This is a genomic window from Micromonospora aridisoli, assembly GCF_056150025.1.
Map to the genome: position 1 here is coordinate 20,959 of NZ_JAXCFK010000022.1, position 23,360 is coordinate 44,318.

Genomic DNA, 23,360 nt, shown 5'->3' on the forward strand with positions numbered 1-23,360 from the left:
GCCGCTGAGTCGGCCCTGCGGCCCATTCCCCTACGGCGGTTGACGGGCGACGCTGTCGGCACGGATGGCCGGCCCGAGAGCGCGGAAATCAGTACCGATCGTCGAGGATTCGCTTCATTTGGGTGATCTCCTCTTCCTGTGCCTTCACGATCTGGTCACAGAGTTTGATGATTTCCGGGTCGGTGATGTTGGACTCCTGACAGACGAGGACCGCCCGGGAGTGGTGGGGAATCATCGACTGAGGAAGTTCTCGTTACCCACGAAGGGCTCGGTGCGTACCGCCGCGAACCCACCGACGAAGAGGGCGCCCAGTACGGCGTAGAGCACGATGTTGATACGTCGATCGGTGAACATCTGATGCATGACGGCCATCATGATCACACCCATGACCGCCACCATGATCACCGACATGTAGAAGTTGCTCAGATTCAGATAGAAGTCCGACCACCTGCGGATCTGGGACAGCGTGAGGACGAACATGACCGCAAGGCTGATCAGCAGGACCAGACCGAACCGGATGTAGTTCTTCTTCATCTCTCCTCCGGCAATCCTGATGGTTGAATCCGTCCAGGTGTTTGCCTAGAGTAATGCCGGTCGAGCGACGAACAGGCGTGTATGGGGGTGGCTGGCCCTTCAACTTGCCCAACTCACTCTGGGCCGGTCCGGCCCTGGGCGACGGGATATCCGGGTCGGATGGCAGGAGAGCCGCGCCCCGAGGACGTCCTAGTACTCCAGCCGCACCTGGTGGAGTTGGAGTCTTCGCTGGTAGTGGGCTGTTCTGGCGCGGTATTGGTGTCGTCGTCGCCATCGTGACCATCGATGGATGTGGTCGAAGGGTCGGGCGGTGGTGATCAGGTGTGCCAGGAGACGTCGGACCTCGCCGAGGGTGAGGGGAATGAGGCCGTCATCGGATCCAGCGCCCCCTTTTGGCCTGTGCGGCGGTGACGGCGAGGTAGGCGTGGGCGCACAGAACGCGGGTTATGGGGTCGCCGGGAAGCCACAGGCCGGAGGTAGCCCAGACGTTCTATTGCGCGGGTGAGTCGATCTGGCCGATCAGGCGGAGCACCCAGCGGGGCAGCATGGGCAGGAAGAGAACTGCGACCAGGCTCTGGCCGAACATGTCGGTCCGTACGCCGACCACCGACGGTGCCGTCCGCAGCACCTGCCAGATCAGCCCGATTCCGTCCCCACCGGGAGGTGGTGAGAACGAGCGCCACTCCGAGCCCGTACTGCGCGGCCAGCGTCTCTGGGTGCCGCGGCCCGAGCGTACGCCGCAGGCCGTCGTAGGCGGCCTGAAAGAGCTCGCGGGCCGAGTCGTAGTCGCGTAGCTGCGCCCCGGCCTGGGCGAGCAGGAACGTCGTGCGCATGATCGTATAGTGCCCCATCGGGTACCGGCGGCGCAGTGCCTCTATCGTCTCGCCGAGGTGGGCCTGCACGTCCTGCGGGTGGCCGAGGCAGAGCAAGGCGAAACCGTACTCCACTTCGGTGCCGAGGGTGCGGGCGTTGAGCGGGCCGTGCGACCGGCGGAGCTGTCCATGTGCGTACGGGCGTCGCCGACGAGCTGCTGGTACCGCTGGAGGAACTCGTTGGCCGCGACCTGACTGCGCGCCGTGCGTACTACCGCCGTGGACGAGACGGACATGGCTACCGGCTCGTGCCCGCCGAGACCGCCGATGGCCGAGGGCTTGAGGCGGTTACATCACCCGATGGATGCATGCTGTCTGTGTCGGTTGAATGACCCCGCCCGCACCGCGGCCACCGGCAGTTCATGGCTGGACTCGGCGGCCACCGTGACCCGGATCGGTGCAGTGGTGACCCTGATAAGAGTGGCTGGTGGGCGTCTGGATGCGGCCGGCGACGCAGTGGCCAGGGGGCGGGGGACGGAAGCCGACAGGATATCGCCCCCCGTTTACCCCCCGAAAACCCTCGCTGAATGTCGACAATCAGTGACAAGAAGCGCCCAGTGTCTGGTTGTGTCTGTGCAGCTCAACGCCTGATTTTGGCAATCAAAGACAGGTTGGATTTTGCTACGTTCCGTTACAGGGGGTCGTCGGTTCGAATCCGGCCGTCCCGACAGGGAGAGGGTTTCCGCAGGTCAGAGGCTTGCGGGAGCCCTCTTTTCATTGCTCGGCATGGATGCCTGGTCTAGCACGCCGCTGTTGGACTCCTTGACTCGGGCAGGTTGTCATGCCACTACTGGATCTTCAGAAACTCAGCGTCGGGCTCTCCCGGACCTGGGCCGGGTTCCTCCGCGACTGGGACCGCTCGCTGCGGGCTGGGAACTATCCGGAGACCACCCGCTACAACTACCTCCTCGCCGCCGCGCAGCTTGGCCGCTATCTGGGGGAGCGGTCGCCGGATCCGGACGCCGCCGATGCGGCGGAGGATCCGTGTGCGGTGACGCGGGCGCATGTGGAGGCGTTCCAGGGTTGGATGATCGAGACCAAGTCCGCGTCGACGGCGGTGAACAAGCACAAGGGACTGCAGCAGTTCTTCAAGTGGCTGCTCCTCGACGAGGAGGCCATCGACCGGTCGCCGATGCAGCGGGTGCGGCAGCCGAAGACACCCCGCAAGCTGATCCCGGTCATGCGCGACGAGGACACCAGCAAGCTTCTCGACGCCTGCAAGGGAAAGAGCTTCGCGAACCTGCGTGACGAGGCGTTGATCCGGGTGTACTGCAACACCGGCGCACGCCTGTCGGAGGTCGGCAACCTGCTGATCGACGACGTGGACCTGAACACGGAGTCGGTGCGTTTCCACGGCAAGGGCGCCAAGGATCGGCGGGTGCGGTTCGGGCCCAAGACGGCTCGGGCGTTGTCGCGGTATCTGCGGGCCCGGGACAAGCACAAGGGCGCCGCCCTGCCGAACCTGTGGCTGGCCGAACGAGGCACCGCAGCGTTGACTCCGAACGGCATCAAGATCCTGCTCAAACGGTTGGGCGCAGCGGCCGGCGTGGTGGACGTGCACGCTCACCGGTGGCGGCACAGCTTCGCCCACGAGTGGAAACGCGCCGGCGGCGACACCGGTGACCTGATGCTGCTGCTCGGCTGGACCTCAGAGGACATGCCCCGCCACTACGGCGCCAGCGCCGCGGCCGAGCGGGCACAGGAGACGCAGGCGCGACTGGGTATCGGCGAGCGCGTATAGGCGGGGTCGGCTGGCGGGTCACACACGCGGGACCGTGCGTGTGACCCGCGCCGTCACCGATAGGCTGCGGCGAGCATTCGGAAGGGAAGGCGATGACGCGAACCCCGGGTCTGTCAGCAGCGCAGCCCGGTCGGTGTACGCGGTCGACGAGAGCCGTAGCGAGTTGATGGCGACCTGGGAAACCGGCTATCGCAACTCGGGTCGCGACGCTGCCGGCGAGCGCGACGTCGAGGCAGCGGCTGGCGCTGGCAGCATGATCGACAGGGCAGGCCCTGGACCCGTATAACGGGTCAACGGCCCGCTTTCGCGTGGTACTCGTCCACGATCTCCTGCGGAATCCGGTCGCAGCCGGAGATATCTCTCCCCGCCTTTTTGGCCCATGCCCGGATCGCCTTGTTCTGCTCACGGTCAGCGCTGGCGGTGCCTTGAACACGAGCAACCCGGCCACCGAATCCGCCGCCGCGCCGACGTCGTCGGGATCTTCCCCAACCGGCCGGCCACCATCCGCCTCGTCGGCGCCGTCCTCGCCGAACAAACCGACGAATGGACCGAAGGACGCCGCTACATGGGCCTGGAACTGCTCACAAAAGCCCGCTTGATCACCATCGACACCAGCCAACACCACACCGACCAGCACGACCCAACACCGATCGCCGCATAGCATCAGACCCGGATCCCGCGATGGCCGTCTCTTACGCCACCAGCGCGGACGTGACCGGAGGCAAGCTCGACCGGCTGTGCCAACCCCAGGCGAGCTACCTCAGCCGCGGCGGAAGATGAATCTCGTTTCTCTGCGGGTCGTACAACACAATCTCGTGGTGGCTGGCGATTTCGATGAGCCTCGGAAGCACGGCCTCGACGTAATCCCAGCGGATGTTTACCTCAATGACAGGAAGCTCCACCTCGCGCCCGAGCGGCCAAGAGGCCCACGGCGAGTCGATCTCGTTGACGGCGTGGTCGTAGGCGGGCCATAGGGAGGAACACTCGTCGATCGCTGCCCTCAGGCGCGGGCTCGGTGGCACCTCCGGTTCATTCGACTCAAGGGACCCGTAGATCTGCTCGACGGTCGGAACATTGTCCGGATCGAGAAGCATCACGTCGAAGCTCACCAGGGCAGTTTGACCAGGCTCACCCACTCCATCAAGCTGGCACGGTCAGCCCTCGACCCCGCCAGCCCAGCGCGGTCAGAGCGCTGACCATGAACGCAACACGCCGCGCAACTCCGCCCATATCGGCGCTGGAGGGGAGCGCGGCCAGAATGCGGACGCCGTTGGGTCTGTATGCGTCGTCTAGTAGATGATCTTTGTGTCTGCCGTGATCGGGGCCGTCAGATGGGTGTACTAGCGAATGTTGATGGCTGCTGGGTGCTCGGTGTGTACCGCTGTGCGCTGCCCCCTCGTGCGCGGACGCGGGTTGGCCCGTCGTGGTGTGCAGCCACCGGGTCGGGCGGCAGCCGACACCGTGGCGGTCTTAGCGTCGGTTGAGAATTTGCTGAAGATCGCTTTGCGTGAGGACGCTGGTGGGTGGCGATTGGCGAGCTGGGCTCTGTTGCGCGGTTTGTGGCGATAGCTGGCTACGGCCAGGCGGGGGGATAGGCACCCAGTATGTGCGTAGCGTGATCGTCCCTGGTGGACGCTGTCGTTGGCAAGATCGCCCCCGCTCTTGTGCCGAGGTCTGTCAGCTGTCTAGCGTGTCGATCACTTTTTGATCATCGGGAGTGTGTGATGCCTGCTGGCCGCCGTGGGGGCACTGCGTTTGACCGTTTCGGCGCGCGGGGGAGGACCCGGGCTGGGGTCTTGGCGGTGGCGCTGCTGGTGGGGTTGTTGCCGGTGGTGCAATTGCGTGGGCCGGCGGTGGCGGCGGCGCCGGCGGTGGAGCCGGGTGATTCCCGTTCGGTGGCGAGTGTTGCGGTGCGGCAGCAGGCGCAGGATCCGGACCCTGATGACGAGGTCACGGTGACGGAGCCGTTGCCGGCAGGACGATTCCCTGTCGGCGGTGAGGCGGTCCTCGACCTTCAGGCGGATGCCGCAGACCGGGAGGCGTTCGGGCTGACGGTCGAACCCGCTGAGGGGGCGCCTGCGGAGGAGGGCGTGGCGGCGCGGGCCCTGACCGGTGGTGAGGTGGGATCGGTGCGGGTGCGGTCGTTCGACCGGTCGGCATCGGTGGCGTTGGGTAACGCGGGCCCGTTGTACTCCCTTGCCCGGGCTGACGGCTCCGCGGCCGCCGGTGCGGTGCAGGTGGTGATCGATTATTCCGATTTCGCGCAGGCGTATGGGGGCTCGTTCGCCGATCGGTTGACGTTGGTGCGGTTGCCGGGGTGCGCGGCGACGTCGCCGGAGGTGCCGGAGTGTTCGGCGGATCCCGTGTGGGTGTCAACAACGAATGACCCGGACGCGAGGACGTTGACGGCGGTGGTGGATGTCAGTGGCGACCCGACCGGTGACGGGCGCCGTACGGGTGTGTTCGAGGGCTTCGCGTCGGAGTCGACGGTCGAGTCGACCGGGGTGTACGCGCTGACGTCGACCGCGTCGGGTGGGTCGACCGGTTCGTACACGGCGACGGATTTGCAGCCGTCGGGGTCGTGGCAGGTGGGGGAGAGCGCGGGGTCGTTCACCTATTCGCATCCGTTGCCGGAGCCGCCGCTGCCGTACGGGCAGGCGTTGGGGCTGCAGTTGTCGTACAGCTCGTCGGCGGTGGATGGGATGACGCATGGGACGAACAACCAGTCCGGCCCGGCCGGTTTGGGTTGGTCGTACTCGCCCGGCTATATCGAGCGGACGTACAAGCCGTGTCGGACGCATCGCACGGAGATGTGTTGGGAGTCCCCGGACGGTGAGGACGGGGAGGCGGCCACCAACGATGTGGCGGCGTCGCATATCACGATCTCGTTGCAGGGGCAGTCGACGCAGATCGTGAAGACGACGGCGGGGGTGTGGAAGCCGGTCGACGATCTCGGGTGGCGGGTGGAGTTCCTCTCCGGTGGGGCCGAGGACGACGGCTATTGGAAGGTGTGGACGCAGGACGGCACGGAGTACCGGTTCGGGTATGTGCGGGACTCGGTGTGGAAGATGTCGTTCCTCGGTGATGAGGCGGGGGAGCCGTGCCACGACGTGTATCCGGCGTCGTGTCGGGATCCGTGGCGGTGGAACCTGGACCGGGTTCGTGACGCTAACGAGAACGAAACGTATCTGCACTGGACGCGGGAGACGAACCACTACAAGCGGGCACTGAGCGGTTCGGTCCTGGAGTACGACCGCGGCGGCTATCTGTCGGAGATCGAGTACGCGAAGAACGTCACCGAAGCCGGGGCGGTTCCGGTCGGCCGGGTGGTCTTCAGTTGGGCGAACCGCTGTGTGGAGCGCACCGCCGAGGACGATCCGTTGAACAACACACCGCCGTCGTGTCCGTCGCTGTCATCCAACCCGACCTCCTACCCGGACGTGCCCGGTGACCTGTCCTGCGGGTCGTCGTCGTGTGGGAACTACACCCAGTCGTTCTTCACCAGCAAGATCCTGGACCGGGTGACGTCGTACCAGTGGAACGCCGGCACCGCGGCGTGGAACAACATCGGCCGGGTGCAGCTGCGCTACAAGGTGTCCAACCCCACCGGTCTGACCGAGCGGGTGTTCGTCCTGGACTACGTGCGGCCGATCGGGCTGATCGGCGCGGACGCGAACAAAATCGACCTGCCGCCGGTGGACTTCGACTACGTCGACGGCGTCCAGCCGAACTTCCGTGACGGTCGGGTCGACTACGACGAGGCCGGTCTGGGTGTGTCGGCGATGCGGATGCCCCGGTTGCTGGTGGTCCGCAACGGCCTCGGTGGCCGCACGGAGGTCACCTACGGCACGCAGAAGCCGTGCCCGCAGGGCGGGTCGAACCAGTCGGGCTACAACACCTGGCACAACGGCAAGGTGGGCAACTGGGACATCAACACCGAGGACTGCTACCCAATCTTCCACTCACCACCGGGCGCCGACCCAGGGTTCGGGATCTTCCACAAGTACCTGGTCAAGAAGGTCGTGGTGAAAGACCAGGTCGGCGGGTCACCGGACCAGGTCACCCAGTACGACTACTCGGTCGGCAACCCGGCCTGGAAAAACCCCAACAACCCGCTCGTCCCCGACGACAACGAATCGTGGAGTATCTTCGCCGGCTACAACCGCGTCCGCGTTGTGCAGGGCTCTGGTACGGATCCGTCGAAGTACACGGTGTCGATGTCGAACTTCTTCCGCGGCATGTACCACGACATCCGTGACCAGGCCAGCGGCGGCGGCATCAAAGAAACCACGGTTACCGACTACGCCGGTGACACCTACGACGATCACTACGCCCGCGCTGGCCGGACCCTGCAAACCCGGCACTACCGGATGACCACCTACAACGCGAATCCGGCCAACGCGGCCTACACCGAGGTCGCCAGCACCCGCTACGACCACGTCATTCAAGGCAGCTTCAACGGCCCCGGCTACGCCAACCCCCGCCAAGTTCGCACCGGCCTGGAGAGCAACCGGGTCAAGCTCGACGACGGCAGCTGGCGGACCAGCGAAGAGAGGACCATCTACGAGTCGACGTACGGGTTGCCGATCCGGTTCCATCAGTACAACGAGGTTGGGGTAGCGGACAACACCTGTACCTCGTACACCTACGCCCAGCGCAACGAACCGAACTCCTTCTACATGATCAGCTTCCCGGAGCGAGTGGAAACCTGGTCCGGCGACACCTGCGGGTCGGGCACGTTGCTGTCGCGCGCGGTCACTTTCTACGACACGTACACCGTCGAAGGCTCCCAGACCCCGTTCGACGGCAACGTCGCCGAGGTCCGCACCTACCACAGCCCGACCGGCTACGTCTCCAGCGGCCGCAGCACCTACGACAACACGGGTCGGATTCACACCTCGACTGACTCCGCTGGCCTGACCACCACGACCAGCTACAGCCCGACAGTGAACTGGCCGGACAACGGGATCACCAGCACCGTCGGCGGCGGTTTCAACCACACCACCACCACACTGATCGACCGGCACACCGGCCAGCCGTCGAAGATCACCGACCCGAACGGCAAGATCACCGACCTTGTCTACGACCCCGTTGGTCGTCTCGCCGAGGTGTACCTCCCTGGACAGGCCAGATCGTCTGGTGTGCCGTCGCTGCGGTTCAGCTACCAGATCACCTCCAGCGGCATCGGCCAACCCACCGCCCCCGCGCGGACCAGGACCGAAACGCTGCAATCCCACAGCGGTAGCCCCGTCTACCTGAACTCGTACCAGTACGTGGATGGTCTCGGCCGGGCCAGGGAAACCCAGCAGCCCGGCCCGAACGGCGGACGGGTCGTCGTCGCCACCACCTACGACGTCCGCGGCAACGTCGCCGCCACTACCGACCCTTTCCACAACAGCTCCGCCGCCGGATCTGGGCTGGTCAATCCCAGCCTGGCCACCGTTCCGGCGACCCATGAGACCAGCTACGACCACCTCAACCGGCCGATTACCCAGATCGACAAGAAGCTCGGCGCCGCGTGGCGGCAGACCGCCACCACCTACTACGGCGACCGCGTCATGGTCGTTCCACCGACCGGGGGCACCAAGACGGTCAACCACCTCGACGTGCGCGGCAACGTGACCCGCCTGGACCAGTACACCTCGGCGACGAACCCGAACACGTACCAGAGCACCACCTACACCTACGACCTCCTCGACCAACTCGAATCCGTCGCTGACCCCGCAGGCAACACCTGGACCCACACCTACGACCTTGCCGGCCGCCCCACCCAGAAGGTCGACCCGGACGCCGGCACCAGCAGCACCCACTACGACACCGCCGGCCGACTCTCCTACACCATCGACGGACGGGGACAGAAGAACTCGGTCCAGTACGACGGCAAGTCCCGGGCGATCGGCCGCTGGGCCGGCGACGTCGGCACTGGCACCCGACTGGTTACCTACGTCTACGACAGCCTCGCCAAGGGACAGCTGACCTCCTCCACCCGCCACGATGTCGGCGGCAACTACACCACCACGGTGACCGGCTACACCGACCGCTACCAGCCCACCGGCACCAGCATCACCATCCCGGCAGCCGAAGGTGCTCTCGCCGGCACCTACACCAGCACCTTCACCTACGACAAGGCCGGACACGTCACCACCAGCGCGCAGCCCGCCATGGGTGGGCTACCTGCCGAAACCCTGACCTTCGGCTACGACAACAACGGCTACCCCACCACCATGACCGGCATCGACGCCTACGTCGCCGCCACCAGCTACTACGCCCACGGCCCCACCCACCAACTCCTCCTCGGCGCCACCGGCAAACGGGTACGACTCACCCAAAGCATCGACCAACAGACCGGCCGCCTCGACGCCACCAGCATCGACCTCGAAAACACCCCCGGCACCTTCACCACCAAGTACGCCACCGGCTACCGCTACGACCCCATCGGCAACGTCACCTCCATCCTCGGCAGCACCAACGGCACCGCCGACCAGATCGAATGCTTCCGCTACGACCCCCTACGCCGACTCACCACCGCCTGGACCGGCAACACCCCGACCACCACGGCCTGCGACCAAACACCGCAACGAGGCGGAAGTATCGACCCCTACTGGCGCTCCTGGGAGTTCGACGCCGTCGGCAACCGCACCAAACAGACCGACCACAACCCCGCCGGCAACACCGTCTGGATCTACACCCACCCCAACCCCGGTGCCAGCCGACCCCACGCCGTCACCAGCATCACCGCCACTGGCCCCCTCGCCGCCACGCCGACCCGGTCGTTCACCTACGACACCGCCGGCAACATCCTCACCCGGCACACCGACAGCGGGGTGGCGCAGCAACTGGCCTGGGACGCCGAAGGACGCCTCGACACCCTCACCGAAGGTGCCGACGAAACCACCTACATCTACGACACCGAAGGCAACCGGCTGATCAGCCGCGCCCCCAACAAGGCCACCCTGTACCTCGGCGCCACCGAACTCACCCTGAACGCCGGCGCCACCCAAACCGATGGCACCCGCTACTACAGCGCCGCCGGCGGCACCATCGCCGTCCGCACCCACACCGGCCTCGTGTGGAGTGCCGGTGACCACCACGGCACCGAACAAGTCCAGGTCAACGCTGACAACCTGACCGCCACGCGCAAGCGCCTTCTGCCCTACGGCGAAGACCGCACCACACCGCCATCCATCTTCCTCGGCACCCGAGGATTCGTCGGCGGCACCCAAGACGACACCGGCCTCACCCACCTCGGCGCCCGCGAATACGACCCCACTACGGCCCGGTTCATCAGCGTCGACCCCATCCAAGACCTCGCCGATCCCCAACAATGGAACGGCTACAGCTACGCCAACAACAACCCCACCAGCTTCAGCGACCCCAGCGGCCTCTACGCCATCGGCGACCACGGCGGAAACCTCCGCGACTACAGTCCGGCACCCGGAAAACACAAGGTTGTCGACCACCGCCAACCTCACGAGAAGAGGGACCCACCGCCCCGAAAAGATCCACCCATTAAGACCGGCGGCGGTGGCGGCAAAGACCCTGAGCGCGCACGCAAAGCCGCTAAGGACGCCTTCCTGGAAACCTACAACGACGACAACCTCGCCTGCCGGGCCCACCGCAGCACCTGCGCCGCCATGCGCGACGCAGTCACGAACGGCTACGACCCTGTCAAAGCCGAGATCCAGGTCCAATGCGGCGACTTCAACTACGCCCGCTTCGCCTGCATGAACAGCCTCGGCTGGGAATGGAACTGCGGCGTCGCTCCTTGCCCAGAATCTTGGATCTACAGCTGGGAACTCGCGCTAGCCGCCACCGACGCCGTAGCGATCATGGCAACCGTCAAAGCCATCCGCGCCCTCTGCAGCTTCAGCCCCGAAACCCGGGTCCTCCTAGCCGATGGCACTACCAAACCCATCAGCCAACTCAAAGTCGGCGATGAAGTCTACGCAACCGACCCAGAAACCGGCCGAAGCGGCAAACGCCGAGTCACCCACGTCTGGGTACACGAAGACGACCTCCATACCCTCACGATCAACGATGCCCCGCTCGACACCACCGAGGACCACCCCTTCTGGAACGAAACAGACCGCGAATGGCAACGCGCCGACGCCCTCCGACGCGGCGACCAACTCGCCAGCACCATCACAGGCCCCGTGCAAGTCACCGGCACAGTAGCTGCGGTGACATGGCGTGCGCTCGCCTACAACCTCACGGTCGACGACCTCCACACGTACTATGTGCTCGCCGGCAACACACCGGTCCTCGTACACAACACGAATGGTTGCTTCGGAAACTCGATTCCAGCGGAGTCCCTCGATGTGATTAAGGGGATTCAAGGGGATGGCGTGCTTGTTCAAAGCGGGGCGATGGGGCCGACTGTCCCGAAGGTGTTCCGTAATGATGGTGGCACTGGTGGGCAGGTTCTCCCACGCACTACGGCTGGCGGAGATGCTATAACTTACCGTGAGTGGGGCACGGTTCCCGGCTCGGGAAACCCTAAGCCTGGCGGCGAACGAATTGTCACTGGATCTGATGGGTCTGTATACTACACTCCGGATCACTACCAAACCTTTATTAGGTACTGATGATGGCCAACTTCGACGACCTGTGGACCACTAGCCAACCCCGGATGCACGTGCTGTCAGATTCGACCGATCTTGATTCTCTGCGCAGGTCAGTGCCTGTGTCTGGCGGGGTCGTGGTAAAGCTTGACGGCGGGCTAATGCGTACTGCTGAAGCGCTTTTCGCCGAGTTTGTTCGGGAGTTTCGCTTCCCCGAATACTTTGGTTGGAACTGGGCAGCATTCGCTGAGTGCATTACAGAATTGTCTGGGTGTCCTGCTCGCGCGTACTTGCTGGTAATCGAACGAGCGGACCTGTTGCTAGTGGACAGCCCGGCTGATCGGGAGATCTTCTTTCGGCTGATCAAGGACGTGTCTTCTGAATGGGCTAATTCGTTTGGGTTGGGTCCAGAGTGGGATGGCGGAGAGGTTCCTTTCAACGTTGCTCTGCTTTGCTCCGATGAAGCGCGAATGCAGCTCGAAGGGGACGCCGGGTGCCGCCGATGAGCAGTAAGGATTCCTTCACGCGAAGTAATTGCGGGACTGCGGAGTGCGCCAAGAGGCGTGGTTGTGCGCCTGAGTTGCTGTCACGGCTGCTGTCAGACGCCGAGCATGATGCAAATGTATCGACTGAATCTGTTTGACCCGACAGTGGGCGGGGGTGGCTCGGTGGCACGGCGCGTAGCGGCGTGGCGTCGATCCCCGAAACCCGTCGCGTGGGTTGACCCGTTGATGGGATCGTCATGGCCTTGATCGCTTCGACTGGGAGGCATCACCTGGCCGCCCTGGTCGTCGCGCGGGCGCGTGCGCGCGGGGCCGTAGGCCTGTAGCGCGTGCGCGCGGCCCGGCCGATAGGCCGGCCCGCCGTGCGCCCACGTTGCTGTCACGACTGCTGTCAAAATCGCCGCCAATCAATGAGCTGTCGGCAGGTGGTTGAGCGAAAGCCCAGCTCCCTGCCAAGATCGACGCCATGGCCTCGCCGCAACCACCGTAACAACGCCACACGTACTATGTACTCGCCGGTGAAACCCCGGTCCTGGTTCACAACACGAATGGACCCGGCGCATGCGATTTGACGCTCGGCGCTGGGCTACATGCACGCGAAGGGGTTGGGCTGGTTGACGGCAACATCAATGCGCCCGGTGTTCGCGGGTATGGTCAACGAATCCGGTAATCTGTATGGGTGTCACACATGCGGCGCGACTACGCCTGGAACACGCAGTGGTAACTGGATCCCGGATCACCAGCCACCGACCACCATGGTGCCGCGTGGCAGCCCTCAAACTGCTTACCCGCATTGTTTGGCCTGTGCGCGATCGCAAGGCGGAACCGTAGCTCAGATTAATCGAGGCAACCTTGCATTCTGACATCGATAACCTGATTGGATGCTTTACGGCGTTCTTCGATCATGGCTTGCTTTTGATTGAGGATGCGGACACATCCGCTGCTCACGACGGATGGGACGCTGCGACCCAACCAGTTCATTTCGACGTGGACTCGCTGTACCTCGCGGTGAGTCCGGCTGTCGATGGCCCCTAGAGGCTGAAACGTGGCAAGGTCTGGCGGAGAAGATCGGACGTATAGGGAGATGGGAATATGAGGACTACTCCCAGGCGTTGGGCGTGTTTCATTAGCCGGTCAGAGTCACTCGCAGATTGTGGTGATGGTCAGGATGGCTGGGAACCGGACGGCCAAACTTGTTGTAGCGGGTGGCCACTCCGCGGTGGCGCTTGAGCCTGTTTATGCCGTTCTCGACGGCTTATCGCATCCGGTAGAGACCTCGGTCGAACTTCCGGGGCGTCCGCCGCGGCTGCCTTTGGCCCTGCGGTGGGTGTCCTGGTCCTTCTTGCTCGGGATGCATACCATGATCGCGCGCTCGCGCAGGTAGGCGCGGTTGCTGCCGCTGGTGTACGCCGTGTCCGCCAGAACCAGGTCGGGGCAGGTGCGAGGCCGGACCACCGCGAGATTGTCCGAGGGGGTGATCGGCGGGTTCGTCGTGTACGCCGCCGGGTGGCTCTTCCTGCAGGTGGCCTTCTGTGTGGGCGCCAGCGCCGTGTTGGTGTTGCGGCTGATCATCGAGTCCACGCTGGTCGTCCAGGTGATCCGGCCTTCCGCATCGCCAGCAGCGTAAACCGGTACAGGCTCCATGGTCGGGCCGACGTCAACTAGGGCCTGTGTCGAAGTCCGGGCCAGGGGGGTCTGTGGATCTAAAGGCTCTGTCTCACATTCGGTGGTGACCGAGGATGGTCGATGTCGTTGAGATCATGTGTGCAAGATCGATGATCTTACGAAGACGGTGTTCTCGGGGCTGCTGCCGCTGGTGATCGACGACGTGACGGACGAGGGCGAACGGATCCTGGTGCGGGCTCGGACTCCCGCAGGGCCGGTGGCCTGTCCGGGCTGCGCGGCCGTGACGGGTCGGGTGCACAGTTATCACGAGCGGACCCTCGCGGACGTGCCGGTCGATGCCCGGCCGGTGGTGGTGCGGGTGCGGGTACGTCGTCTGGTGTGTCCGACCCAGGGCTGTCGTCGAACGTTCCGGGAGCAGCTTCCCGGGGTTCTGCATCGCTACCAGCGCCGCACATCCCGGCTGATCTCCCAGGTCGGTGCGGTGGTGCGTCATCTGGCTGGCCGTGCCGGGGCACGGATGTTGTCGGCGCTGGCGGTGATCGTTTCCCGGCATACCGCCCTTCGGGCCCTGCTGCGCCTGCCGCTGCCGCAGCGCCCGGTGCCCCGCGTGCTCGGGGTGGACGACTTCGCGTTGTGTCGACGCCGACGTTATGCCACCGTCCTGATCGACGCGGTCACCCGTGAGCGCGTCGATGTGCTGCCCGACCGCAAGGCCCACACGTTAGAGACGTGGCTGCGTGAGCATCCCGGTGTCGAGGTGGTGTGCCGGGACTCCTCCGGCGCCTACGCCGAAGCGGTCCGCCGCGCCCTACCCGAGGCGTTGCAGGTCGCCGACCGCTGGCATCTGTGGCACAACCTCGCCGAGGCCGTCCGCAAAGAGGTCACCACCCACAGCATGTGCTGGGCCATCGCCGGCCTGCCGCCGCAGGAGGGTAAGCGGGCGGTGACGACCCGGCAGCGGTGGCAGCAGGTCCACGACCTGCTCGACAAAGGAGTCGGCCTATTGGAATGCGCCCGCCGGCTCCACCTCGGCCTCAACACCGTCAAACGCTACGCCCGCATCAGCCAACCTGAACGCCTGGTCCGCGCACCGCAGTACCGACCCACCCTCGTCGACCCCTACCGCGAGCACCTCCGCCTCCGCCGTCAACAAGATCCCGCCGTCGGCGCCACCCAACTCCTCGCCGAGATCAGGGAACTGGGCTACACCGGCAGCCTCAACCTGCTCTACCGCTACATAACCCAAGGCCGCGTCGAAGCCGACCGCCCAGCCCTGTCGCCCCGACGCCTCACCCGCTACCTCCTAACCGACCCTGAACAGCTCAAAGAACACCAGCGCGCGCTCGTCGACGCCCTCACCGGCACCTGCCCGCAGATGACCGCGCTGACCGGCTTCATCGGCTCGTTCGCCGCGCTCCTCACACCCACAGCCGGCAACGACGACCGTCTCGACTCGTGGATCACCGAGGTCAAGGCCACAGACCTGCCCCACCTGCACACCTTCATCCGCGGCCTCGGCCTGGACCGCGCCGCCGTCAACGCCGCCCTGATCCACCCCTTTCACAACGGCGGCACCGAAGGCGTCAACACCAAAACCAAACTGATCAAGCGACAAATGTACGGACGCGCCGGGTTCGACCTTCTGCGACACCGAATCCTGCTCGGCTAACCGGCACTCACCGTCACCACCGAATGTGAGACAGAGCCCTTAGCGAGACAGGCCCGGCCAGGGCTTGAGCTGGTTTGAGGATCTTCGCGTGTCGGAGATCGAAAGTAGGTGAGGTCTCCGGTAGATGGTTCAGCGACCAAGCAGAACCTGAAACCGGAGACCTCGTGGACACCCTAGCGGTGACGAGGCGGTTCGACCTGAGCGACGTGCAGTGGGCGGTGCTGGAGCCGCTGCTGCCGGCGCCGAAGCGGCCGGGTCGACCGTCGTCATGGACCAGGCGGCAGTTGATCGACGGGATGCGGTGGCGGATCCGGGTAGGCGCTCCGTGGCGGGACGTGCCACCGCAGTACGGGTCCTGGTCGGCGGTGTATGCCCTGTTCCGCAGGTGGCAGCGCGACGGCACCTGGAAGCAGGTGCTCACCGCGTTGCAGGCCCTCGCCGATGCGGACGGCAGGATCACCTGGGACGTGTCGGTGGACTCGACCAGCGCCCGCGCCCACCAGCATGCGGCTGGGGCGAGGAAAAGGGGGATCTGCAGGCCGAGCCACCCGGCGGCGTCAGCGTTGAGCCGACCGATCATGCGCTCGGCCGGTCCCGCGGTGGGTTGACCACGAAGCTGCACCTGGGCTGCGAGCAAGGCCAGAAACCCCTCGCCATCGTGCTGACTGCCGGGCAGCGCGGCGACAGCCCCCAGTTCATCCCGGTTCTGGCCGCGATCCGCGTTCCCCGCCTGGTCACCGGCCGACCGAGAACACGACCAGACCGGGTCCTGGCCGACAAGGCGTACACCTCGAAGGCCAACCGGGCCTACCTGCGCCGGCGGGGCATCGCCGCGACCATCCCAAGCAAGGCCGACCAGGACGCGAACCGGCGGGCCAAGGGATCCAAAGGCGGCCGGCCACCTACCTTCGACCCGCACATCTACCAGCAACGTCACGCCGTGGAGTGCGGCATCAACCGCCTCAAGCGCAACCGAGCCGTGGCCACCCGCTTCGACAAGCTGGCCGTCCGCTACGAGGCCACCATCCACCTCGCCGTCATCAACGAGTGGCTGTGACCGACTTCGACACAGGCCCTAGGGGGTGCCGGCTGCCGCATCATCGAGCCAGCGTGGCGAGCAGGATCAACGCAGCCCGTTCTGCTAGGCTGACGATCATGCTTCTACGCCGTTTTCCGGCGTATGCGCCGCGTGTGGGGGTTCAAGTCCCCCCTCGGACACAGATTTTCCGCATCGGTGCGCATCTTGAGTGCGCATGCGCTGATACTACAGCCTGCAGGCGGAGCGGCAGCGAGGGCGCCCGGCGGGTGTAGGCTTTGCCGCCATTCGGCTGGCCGTCGGTGGGCATAACCTGGACTGCGCTTCGGTCCCAAACGTCGAGGCTCGTATCGATCGGCGATGGACTCGATGTGCAGAAGCGGCGTCAACCAGATCGCTGGGAGTTCCCGCTCCGCGGCGAGCGCAGCAGCGTACGTTCCGGGTGACTTGGCGACGGTGACGGGTCCCGCAGTCCGCGCACCTTGGGTAACCGGTGGATCGTCGCAGCCACGTACGCGCGGACGAAGGGCTCCGGCCCCGATAGCCAACAAGCCGTCCGGGACCTTCACGTCGCTGGCCGGCATCACGCAGGGCGGAACCAGTTCGAGGCCGTCGAAGTTGGCGGCGAAACCGGACCTCAGGTGGGAGCCGGCCAGGCTGGCGCCTACGGCGCCTCGCCGACGATTACGGCGTCACCACGATCTTGCCCGCTGGCGTTCCCTTCGCCAGGTACCGGTGCGCCTCGATGATGTCGTCCAACGCGAACACCCGGTCCACCGCCGGCTGCAGCACGACGGTACGGACACCGGCGGCCAGGAACGCGGCGACGCGCCGGGCGGTCACCGGGTCGACCATGTCCGCGAAACTCATGTAGCGATAGATGGTCAGCGACGGATTCGCCGGGAACGACGCCGGCCGCGGGTCCAGCCAGCCCACCGTGGCCAAGGTGCCGCCGAGCTTCGCGGCCAGCGACAGTTCGGCCAGGCCCGGGCCCATGACGGCGTCCAGGATGATGTCGGCGCCCACCCCACCGGCGTGCCGTTGATGCTCGGTTCCCGGTCGAACACGCCCCGCCACCGCGAGTTCGACCAGATCACCACCGCCCTCGTCGCCGAAGCGGCCGCCGAGGGCGACCTCCGCGCGGACATCGCCCCCGGCGTGACGACCCGGCTGCTATTCGGCATGGTCAACTCGGTGATCGAGTGATACGGGCCGCAGGGCGGTCTCGGCGCGGCGGAGTTCAATCGACATGGCGGTGGCGTTCGACGGTCTGCGCGTGCGCCGGTAGCCGTTCAGTTCGGTGTGAACACGATGCGCTTGCTGCTGTCGACCGGTCTCGACCAGGCGCGTTCGACGTCGCTGAGCGCGATGGGGTCGGGCTCCACGGCGAACGTGCCACGCGCGATCTCCGCGGCCACGGCGGGGATCTCGACCGACATCTCGGCGGCGGTCAGCGATCCCTGACCGCTGCCGACGAGCTGAAGCCGCGACGACCGGAGCACTCCGGCAGGCAGCGTGACCTGCGCGCCGGCCATCTCGCCGAGGTTGACCCACGTCAGCGGCCGGAGGAGGTCGGTGCGTCCGGCGACCAGGGCGGCCATCGCGGTCTCGGCCGGTTCACCCCAGAGGAAGTCGAGCACCACGTCGACCTCGGCACCGAGCCGGCCGATCGTCTCCGGGTCGCCGGTCAGGGCGGTCGCGGTGGCGCGGGGGATCGCGGCGAGGCGCTCGGGGTCGCGTCCGGCGGCGATCACCTGACCGGCGCCGAGCAGCCGGCACACCTGCACCGCCATCCGCCCGGTGCCGCCGGTGGCGCCGAGGACCAGGACGTTCTGCCCGGGCTCGAAGGTGATCCGCCGCGTGAGCGCGAGCCAGGACGCGATCGCGCAGTTCAGCGTCGCGGCCACCGGCACCGGATCCGAGCCCTCGGGCAGGACGAAGGCACGCCGGGTGTCGATCACCGCGCGTTCGGCCAGCGAACCGTGCCGGCCGCCGAGAGACATGAAGTACCAGAGCCTGCCGTCGCTGCCACGCCCCACACCGTCGATGCCCGGCACGACGGGCAGGCTGTCGCGCGAACTGGTGTAGTGCGACCCGACGGCCTGCATGCGAACGCGCGGGTGTAGTCCGGCCGCCAGCACGTCGACCACGATTTCGTGCTCGTTCGCCGGCTGCGCCTCGTCGATCTCCAGGTACCGCGGCGCGGTGCCGAAGGCGGTGACCACAGCTGCTTTCATCGTCATTTCACCTCGTCGAGAAGGGCGGCGAGTTCGGCGACGCCCGCAGTGCGGCCGGGGGCGGTGAACATGCCGTCCGGGTTCAGGTACGCGAGCTGCGCCGGGGTGCCGGGCGCGAAGCGACGGCCTTCGGCGAGCGGGCCCACGTCGTAGGTGTCGTAACCGAGTGAGTCGATCAGGCCGGCGACCACGGTCTTGGCCACGGCGTCGTCACCCGCGATGGGCACCGCGCTGCGGTCGGGCGCTCCGGCCGGGCGGGCGAGTTCGGGCAGGTGCTTGAAGTACACGGTGCTGAACGCCTTGACGACGGACGAGTCCTTCAGGTGCGTCTGAAGCAGCAGGTGGGGCGGAGTGTCACCGTTCTCGATCTCCGGGACGCTGCCCTGGCGGACCGGGTCGTAGTTGAGCGTGTCGATGACGACCTTGCCGCGCAACGGCTCGGCCGGCACCTGGCGGTAGGCCCGCACGGGGATGGTCACCACGACGATGGCACCCGCGGCCGCGGCCTCGGCCGGAGTCGCCGCGCGAGCCCGCGATCCCAGCTGTGCGACGAGGTCCCGCAAGGGCTCCGGCCCGTTGCCGTTGCTCAGGACGACGTCATGTCCGGCGCCGACGGCCAGTCGCGCGAGTGCACTGCCGATCCTTCCACTACCGATGAAGCCGATCGTTGTCATGATCCGAACCTAAACGGATCAGAGCGGACGACCTATGCTTGGAAGAACGAGTCTTGTTCGCGATCGTCCGGAGGCCTGATGGACCCGCTGAGCGAGGTGCTCTCACTGCTGAAGCCGCGCAGCTACCTCACGGCAGGGTTCGACGCCGGTGGCCCCTGGGCGCTCGAGCTCGACGACCTGGCCGGCCGAATCAAGTGCTACGCCGTCGTCCAGGGCTCCTGCTGGCTGACGCTCGAAGGCGGCGAACCGGTGCGGGTCCGGGAGGGTGCGTGCTTCGTGCTGCCCACCGGCAGCACGGCCGTCATCGGCAGCGACCCGGACCTCGAACCGGCGCGAGCGTCGGACGTGCTCGATCCTGACCGCAGCGGCCAAGTCGTCACCTACAACGGCGGCGGGGACGTCTACCTGGTCGGCAGCCGCTTCGAGGTCGCCAGCCCGCACGCCGAGGTGCTCCTGTGCACCCTGCCACCGCTCATGCTGGTCGAAACCCTCGGCGACCGCACCCGGCTGCGCTGGTCCATCGACCTGATGATGGAGGAGTTCCGCGAGGCGCGGCCGGGCTCGGACCTGATGGCCCAGCATCTGGCCCACATGATGCTGGTCCAGGCCCTGCGCCTGTACCTGTCCAGCCGCTCCGGCGACGAGATCGGCTGGTTCGCCGCCCTCGCGGACCCGCAGGTGAGCGCAGCCCTTGCCGCGGTGCACGCCGACCCTGCCCACCCGTGGACCGTGCAGGAGCTTGCCGCGCTCGTCGGCATGTCTCGCACCACCTTCGCCGAGCGCTTCCGTGGCCGCGCTGGCGAGACACCGATCGCCTACCTGACCCGTTGGCGCATGATGCTCGCCGGCGAGAAACTCCGGCACAGCGACGACACCATCGCCCGGATCGCGAGTTCTCTCGGCTACGTGTCCGAGCACGCCTTCAACACCGCCTTCAAGCGCGTCATGGGTATACCGCCCCGGCGTTACGCCCGTTCCACGGCAAGCGGAACCACGGCGAGCACCAGATAGGCCAACGCCAGCACGGCCACCGCCGGTCGACCTGGAGACGGAGAAAGGCACCGCCCGCCCCACTCCCCAAGGGAAAACCCCAGCGATGACACGGCAGTACGAGCACCGGTGACCTGTCCGCGTACCTCGCCCGGAACGCCACGCTGGAACTGCGAGCGCTCGAGCGCGTAGAACGGCCCCGAGAGGAACGAGGCCAGCGCCACAAGACCCGCGGCCGGCACGAGGTCGTCGGTGAGGAGGAACGCGGCCAGCGCCGGTGCACCAGTCGCGATCACGAGTGGCAGCCCGGCGCGCAGCGAAACTCGCAGGAACAGCGGGAGTCCGAGGAGGAGGAGGTCGCGGCTCGATCCAGGTCACCACCGACAACGCCGACATGACCCACATACCGGGCCGCCTCATCTGCAAGCACGTCGTGAATGACCACATCACCGGCCGGCATCGACGGCGGAAGCACCGCTGGACTGCACAGACCCCGCCGGGCGTTCGCCGCCGGCGCTCCACGTGCTGCCGCACTCCAGCGCACACGCACTCGTTGAATAGTGATCACGGTTCACCTTGACGCGCCAAGCCACCGAACCACCAGCCGTTATCCGGATCTGCCACGGATCGGGCGCTACCCAGCGTGACGAAGATCGTGGATGCCCTGCGCCCGATCGTGCCGATGAGCGGACGCGTGATTGGCGCGTTGCCGGTTGTGTCGCCTGCCGTCGAATAGTCGGCTGCGGGCGACGCTGGCACTCCGTTACGCTCCCGCCGGCGCAGTTCTGGGTCTCTCCCGGGAGCCCGTGCACTCCGTGAGGACGGTGGTGATCACGAAAGTGCCGTCCACGCTGTGTCAGGGACGGCTTGTCCTCGGTCGCTCGGCGGTGACGGCACGGGGCGTCGGAGCCGGCTCGGAGTCAGGCAGGCGTGGCTGCCACCAGCAACTCTACCCCGCCTGGGGCGCTCTCCCACACCCTCGCCGGCTCGGTGACGTACGGCAGGGTGGAGCCGGCAGGCGGTACGTACGCGTAACGCGATGCAACCCGTCGGCTGGGGTCGTCAGGTGTGAGGTGTGGCCCGGCGGCGGTCACCGTATCGCCGAACGGAAGCGCCGCACGGGGTAGGTCGCGTGTCGGCGTTCGCAGGTCGTTGAGGATGCGAGCGCGTTGCTCGTCGTATTCGCTGTCGCTGATCAGTCCCTGCTGATGGACGGCGGTGGCTTGGCGGAGCCGGTCGGCGATCGTGTGGGGCGGTGGCGTTGTCGGGTTGGTGTGTGGTTGCGTGCCACGGTTGTCGGGATCCGACCCGACAAGGTTGGTGGGGGAGGGCGTCGCGTCCGGCGATGGTGTGGTCGTGACGGTGTTGGCGATGGTCCAGAAGTCCTCATCGATGAACCGCCCCGGGTTCTGTGGAGATGATGATGTTCCCCGGGTTCGGTGGAGTCGGGTTGGTTGACTCGTCAGGCTCGTCGCTCGTTGAGGAGAGACGTGCCGAGGAGATATCCACCCGAGTTTCGTCGCAAGGTCCTCGATCTGCTCAAGGCCGGCCGGTCTGTCGCGGAGTTGGTCCGCGACTTGGAGATCAGCGATCAGACGATCTACAACTGGCGCCGCCAGGAGCTGATCGACACCGGCCAGATGCCGGGTGTCACCTCTGCCGACCAGGTTGAGCTGGTCGCGGCTCGACGGCGTATCGCCGAGTTGGAGACTGAGTTGGCGGTGCATCGCCACGCGGCTGAACTGCTCAAGGAGGTGGTGCCCCCAAAAGACCGGTACGCGGTCATCCACCGGATGGCCGCTGAGGGACTCCCCGTTGAGATCTGCTGCCGCGGGCTCGTGGTCTCGGCGTCGGGGTACTACGCCTGGCGCAACCGAGCACCATCGCAGCGGGCGCTGCGTCACGCGTGGTTGACCGAACAGATCCGCGCGGTGCATGCGGCATCCCGCGGCACGTACGGTTCCCGCCGGGTGCACGCCGAACTGCGGATAGGCCGCGGACTCGTCGTGGGCTATCACGCGGTGGAGATGCTGATGCGCCGTGCCGGCATCCACGGCCTGCCCGGCAGTCGCCGTCCCCGGCCGAGGCACCAGACGCCGACTGCCAGTGATCTGGTCAACCGCGACTTCGCCAGATCGTCGCCGAACCAGTTGTGGGTCACCGACATCACCGAGCACCCGACCCGCGAGGGCAAGGTGTACTGCGCGGTCGTGCTGGACACCTTCTCCCGCAAAGTCGTCGGCTGGTCCATCGATGCCACGCAGACAGCCACGCTGGTGACCAACGCCCTGAGCATGGCCATCAGCAACCGCCAACCGTCCGGCACCGTGATCCACTCCGACCACGGAGTGCAGTTCACCTCATGGGCCTTCACCCGCCGAGTCCAGGAATCTGGCCTGGCACCCTCAATGGGATCCATCGGCGACTGCTACGACAACGGCATGATCGAGTCGTTCTGGGGCCGCATGCAGACCGAACTACTCAACCGCCGGAAGTGGCGCAGCGGAAACTTCTTCCTCAACTACTATTCCGGACGCTACAACGGCGTCATCGTTCTGCGGCCGGCCGCCGCCGGCTTCGACGACCTCGGGACGCTTCCGAAGCCCGGTGACTACAGCGGACGGTTTTACAACGCGGATCTCGTCGACACCGACGAGGACGGCACCTACGAGATCGAGCACACGGTGAACAACTGCGAGCCCTCCTGCGCCCAGGGCGCGGTGACCCGTACCGTCTACCGCTGGAACGGCCGCTCCTACAGATCGTGAATGGCCAGGTCTTGTCCCCCACCAGCAGCGATGTCACGGTGTGGCACCGCAGCTGATTGAGTAGGGTGCGGCGATGGCGATGAGGGCGTATCGCGAGCTGACCGGTGACGAAAGGCGGTCTGGGACCGCGTCGACGCGGTGTTCGACTT

The 23,360-nt window shown here is 66.3% G+C and carries 18 protein-coding genes and 5 pseudogenes; 11 read left to right on the plus strand and 12 right to left on the minus strand.

Annotated features, from left to right (window positions below):
* Window positions 1-88 precede the first annotated feature (88 nt).
* The 4 genes and pseudogenes from SM447_RS28110 to SM447_RS28125 all read right to left on the minus strand — a co-directional run.
* Window positions 89-235: a DUF305 domain-containing protein gene (locus SM447_RS28110; RefSeq protein WP_474575900.1), complete on the minus strand. Its 147-nt coding sequence runs from the start codon at window positions 233-235 to the stop codon at window positions 89-91.
* Entirely contained in the window at window positions 232-534 is a 303-nt protein-coding gene (locus SM447_RS28115) for a hypothetical protein (RefSeq protein ID WP_474575901.1), read from the minus strand. The genes SM447_RS28110 and SM447_RS28115 overlap by 4 nt, the downstream gene beginning before the upstream one ends.
* Before the next feature lie 490 nt (window positions 535-1,024).
* Window positions 1,025-1,162 (minus strand): hypothetical protein, encoded by a 138-nt coding sequence (locus tag SM447_RS28120; protein ID WP_474575921.1) that lies wholly within the window; start codon window positions 1,160-1,162, stop codon window positions 1,025-1,027.
* A 55-nt stretch (window positions 1,163-1,217) separates the two neighbouring features.
* A pseudogene (locus SM447_RS28125) lies at window positions 1,218-1,385 on the minus strand (tetratricopeptide repeat protein); the annotation flags it as partial.
* Between SM447_RS28125 and SM447_RS28130 the strand changes: the two are divergent.
* Together SM447_RS28130 and SM447_RS28135 are read left to right on the plus strand one after the other, a co-directional pair.
* Window positions 1,377-1,601 carry a hypothetical protein gene (locus tag SM447_RS28130; RefSeq protein WP_474575922.1) on the plus strand — a complete coding sequence of 75 codons (225 nt, stop codon included), beginning with the start codon at window positions 1,377-1,379 and terminating at the stop codon, window positions 1,599-1,601. The pseudogene SM447_RS28125 and the gene SM447_RS28130 overlap by 9 nt on opposite strands.
* A 586-nt stretch (window positions 1,602-2,187) precedes the next feature.
* Window positions 2,188-3,147 (plus strand): tyrosine-type recombinase/integrase, encoded by a 960-nt coding sequence (locus tag SM447_RS28135; RefSeq protein WP_474575902.1) that lies wholly within the window; start codon window positions 2,188-2,190, stop codon window positions 3,145-3,147.
* A 290-nt stretch (window positions 3,148-3,437) separates the two neighbouring features.
* On the opposite strand, the pseudogene SM447_RS28140 reads toward SM447_RS28135, so the two are convergent.
* A pseudogene (locus SM447_RS28140) lies at window positions 3,438-3,614 on the minus strand (Lsr2 family DNA-binding protein); the annotation flags it as partial.
* Between SM447_RS28140 and SM447_RS28145 the strand changes: the two are divergent.
* Window positions 3,596-3,808 (plus strand): annotated as a pseudogene (locus SM447_RS28145) (transposase); the annotation flags it as partial. The pseudogenes SM447_RS28140 and SM447_RS28145 overlap by 19 nt on opposite strands.
* A 94-nt stretch (window positions 3,809-3,902) precedes the next feature.
* Here the strand turns inward: SM447_RS28145 and SM447_RS28150 are convergent.
* Complete coding sequence (locus SM447_RS28150) at window positions 3,903-4,256, minus strand: hypothetical protein (RefSeq protein ID WP_474575903.1); 354 nt, start codon at window positions 4,254-4,256, stop codon at window positions 3,903-3,905.
* 699 nt (window positions 4,257-4,955) lie between these two features.
* On the opposite strand from SM447_RS28150, the gene SM447_RS28155 reads away from it, so the two are divergent.
* From SM447_RS28155 to SM447_RS28165, 3 genes and pseudogenes are all read left to right on the plus strand, one after another.
* Window positions 4,956-11,732: a polymorphic toxin-type HINT domain-containing protein gene (locus SM447_RS28155; RefSeq protein WP_474575920.1), complete on the plus strand. Its 6,777-nt coding sequence runs from the start codon at window positions 4,956-4,958 to the stop codon at window positions 11,730-11,732.
* Entirely contained in the window at window positions 11,732-12,214 is a 483-nt protein-coding gene (locus SM447_RS28160; protein ID WP_474575904.1) for a barstar family protein, read from the plus strand. Before SM447_RS28155 ends, SM447_RS28160 begins: the two co-directional genes overlap by 1 nt.
* Before the next feature lie 493 nt (window positions 12,215-12,707).
* A pseudogene (locus SM447_RS28165) lies at window positions 12,708-13,074 on the plus strand (hypothetical protein); the annotation flags it as partial.
* 373 nt (window positions 13,075-13,447) lie between these two features.
* Here the strand turns inward: SM447_RS28165 and SM447_RS28170 are convergent.
* Window positions 13,448-13,783 carry a hypothetical protein gene (locus SM447_RS28170; protein WP_474575905.1) on the minus strand — a complete coding sequence of 112 codons (336 nt, stop codon included), beginning with the start codon at window positions 13,781-13,783 and terminating at the stop codon, window positions 13,448-13,450.
* Window positions 13,784-13,973: 190 nt separating this feature from the next.
* Between SM447_RS28170 and SM447_RS28175 the strand changes: the two genes are divergently transcribed.
* Complete coding sequence (locus SM447_RS28175) at window positions 13,974-15,506, plus strand: ISL3 family transposase (protein WP_474575906.1); 1,533 nt, start codon at window positions 13,974-13,976, stop codon at window positions 15,504-15,506.
* Window positions 15,507-15,685: 179 nt separating this feature from the next.
* A protein-coding gene (locus SM447_RS28180) for an IS5 family transposase (RefSeq protein WP_474575907.1) occupies window positions 15,686-16,563 on the plus strand; the annotation gives its coding sequence in 2 pieces (ribosomal slippage) (window positions 15,686-16,082 and window positions 16,082-16,563; 879 coding nt in all).
* Between the two features lie 332 nt (window positions 16,564-16,895).
* Here SM447_RS28180 and SM447_RS28185 read toward each other — a convergent pair.
* Together SM447_RS28185 and SM447_RS28190 are read right to left on the minus strand one after the other, a co-directional pair.
* Window positions 16,896-17,126: pseudogene (locus SM447_RS28185) on the minus strand (alpha/beta hydrolase); the annotation flags it as partial.
* A 100-nt stretch (window positions 17,127-17,226) separates the two neighbouring features.
* The gene (locus SM447_RS28190; protein ID WP_474575908.1) at window positions 17,227-17,568 is read right to left on the minus strand and encodes a zinc-binding dehydrogenase; all 342 of its coding nucleotides are present in this window, start codon (window positions 17,566-17,568) and stop codon (window positions 17,227-17,229) included.
* Window positions 17,569-17,577: 9 nt separating this feature from the next.
* Between SM447_RS28190 and SM447_RS28195 the strand changes: the two genes are divergently transcribed.
* Entirely contained in the window at window positions 17,578-17,748 is a 171-nt protein-coding gene (locus tag SM447_RS28195; RefSeq protein WP_474575909.1) for a TetR-type transcription factor C-terminal domain-containing protein, read from the plus strand.
* 86 nt (window positions 17,749-17,834) lie between these two features.
* On the opposite strand, the gene SM447_RS28200 is transcribed toward SM447_RS28195, so the two are convergent.
* Together SM447_RS28200 and SM447_RS28205 are read right to left on the minus strand one after the other, a co-directional pair.
* The gene (locus SM447_RS28200; protein ID WP_474575910.1) at window positions 17,835-18,779 is read right to left on the minus strand and encodes a quinone oxidoreductase family protein; all 945 of its coding nucleotides are present in this window, start codon (window positions 18,777-18,779) and stop codon (window positions 17,835-17,837) included.
* 2 nt (window positions 18,780-18,781) lie between these two features.
* Window positions 18,782-19,453: an NADPH-dependent F420 reductase gene (locus SM447_RS28205; RefSeq protein WP_474575911.1), complete on the minus strand. Its 672-nt coding sequence runs from the start codon at window positions 19,451-19,453 to the stop codon at window positions 18,782-18,784.
* A gap of 78 nt (window positions 19,454-19,531) precedes the next feature.
* On the opposite strand from SM447_RS28205, the gene SM447_RS28210 reads away from it, so the two are divergent.
* Window positions 19,532-20,464 (plus strand): AraC family transcriptional regulator, encoded by a 933-nt coding sequence (locus SM447_RS28210; protein WP_474575912.1) that lies wholly within the window; start codon window positions 19,532-19,534, stop codon window positions 20,462-20,464.
* Here SM447_RS28210 and SM447_RS28215 read toward each other — a convergent pair.
* Window positions 20,419-20,739: a hypothetical protein gene (locus SM447_RS28215; protein WP_474575913.1), complete on the minus strand. Its 321-nt coding sequence runs from the start codon at window positions 20,737-20,739 to the stop codon at window positions 20,419-20,421. The genes SM447_RS28210 and SM447_RS28215 overlap by 46 nt on opposite strands.
* Before the next feature lie 1,194 nt (window positions 20,740-21,933).
* Between SM447_RS28215 and SM447_RS28220 the strand changes: the two genes are divergently transcribed.
* Window positions 21,934-23,211 (plus strand): IS3 family transposase, encoded by a 1,278-nt coding sequence (locus SM447_RS28220; protein ID WP_474575914.1) that lies wholly within the window; start codon window positions 21,934-21,936, stop codon window positions 23,209-23,211.
* Window positions 23,212-23,360: the final 149 nt, after the last annotated feature.

Excerpts from the sequence above, each read along its gene's own strand:
- SM447_RS28135 (WP_474575902.1), top strand. The coding sequence starts at position 2,188 with ATGCCACTACTGGATCTTCAGAAACTCAGCGTCGGGCTCTCCCGGACC.
- SM447_RS28200 (WP_474575910.1), bottom strand. The coding sequence starts at position 18,779 with ATGAAAGCAGCTGTGGTCACCGCCTTCGGCACCGCGCCGCGGTACCTG.
- SM447_RS28115 (WP_474575901.1), bottom strand. The coding sequence starts at position 534 with ATGAAGAAGAACTACATCCGGTTCGGTCTGGTCCTGCTGATCAGCCTT.
- SM447_RS28160 (WP_474575904.1), top strand. The coding sequence starts at position 11,732 with ATGATGGCCAACTTCGACGACCTGTGGACCACTAGCCAACCCCGGATG.
- SM447_RS28170 (WP_474575905.1), bottom strand. The coding sequence starts at position 13,783 with ATGATCAGCCGCAACACCAACACGGCGCTGGCGCCCACACAGAAGGCC.
- SM447_RS28205 (WP_474575911.1), bottom strand. The coding sequence starts at position 19,453 with ATGACAACGATCGGCTTCATCGGTAGTGGAAGGATCGGCAGTGCACTC.
- SM447_RS28210 (WP_474575912.1), top strand. The coding sequence starts at position 19,532 with ATGGACCCGCTGAGCGAGGTGCTCTCACTGCTGAAGCCGCGCAGCTAC.
- SM447_RS28110 (WP_474575900.1), bottom strand. The coding sequence starts at position 235 with ATGATTCCCCACCACTCCCGGGCGGTCCTCGTCTGTCAGGAGTCCAAC.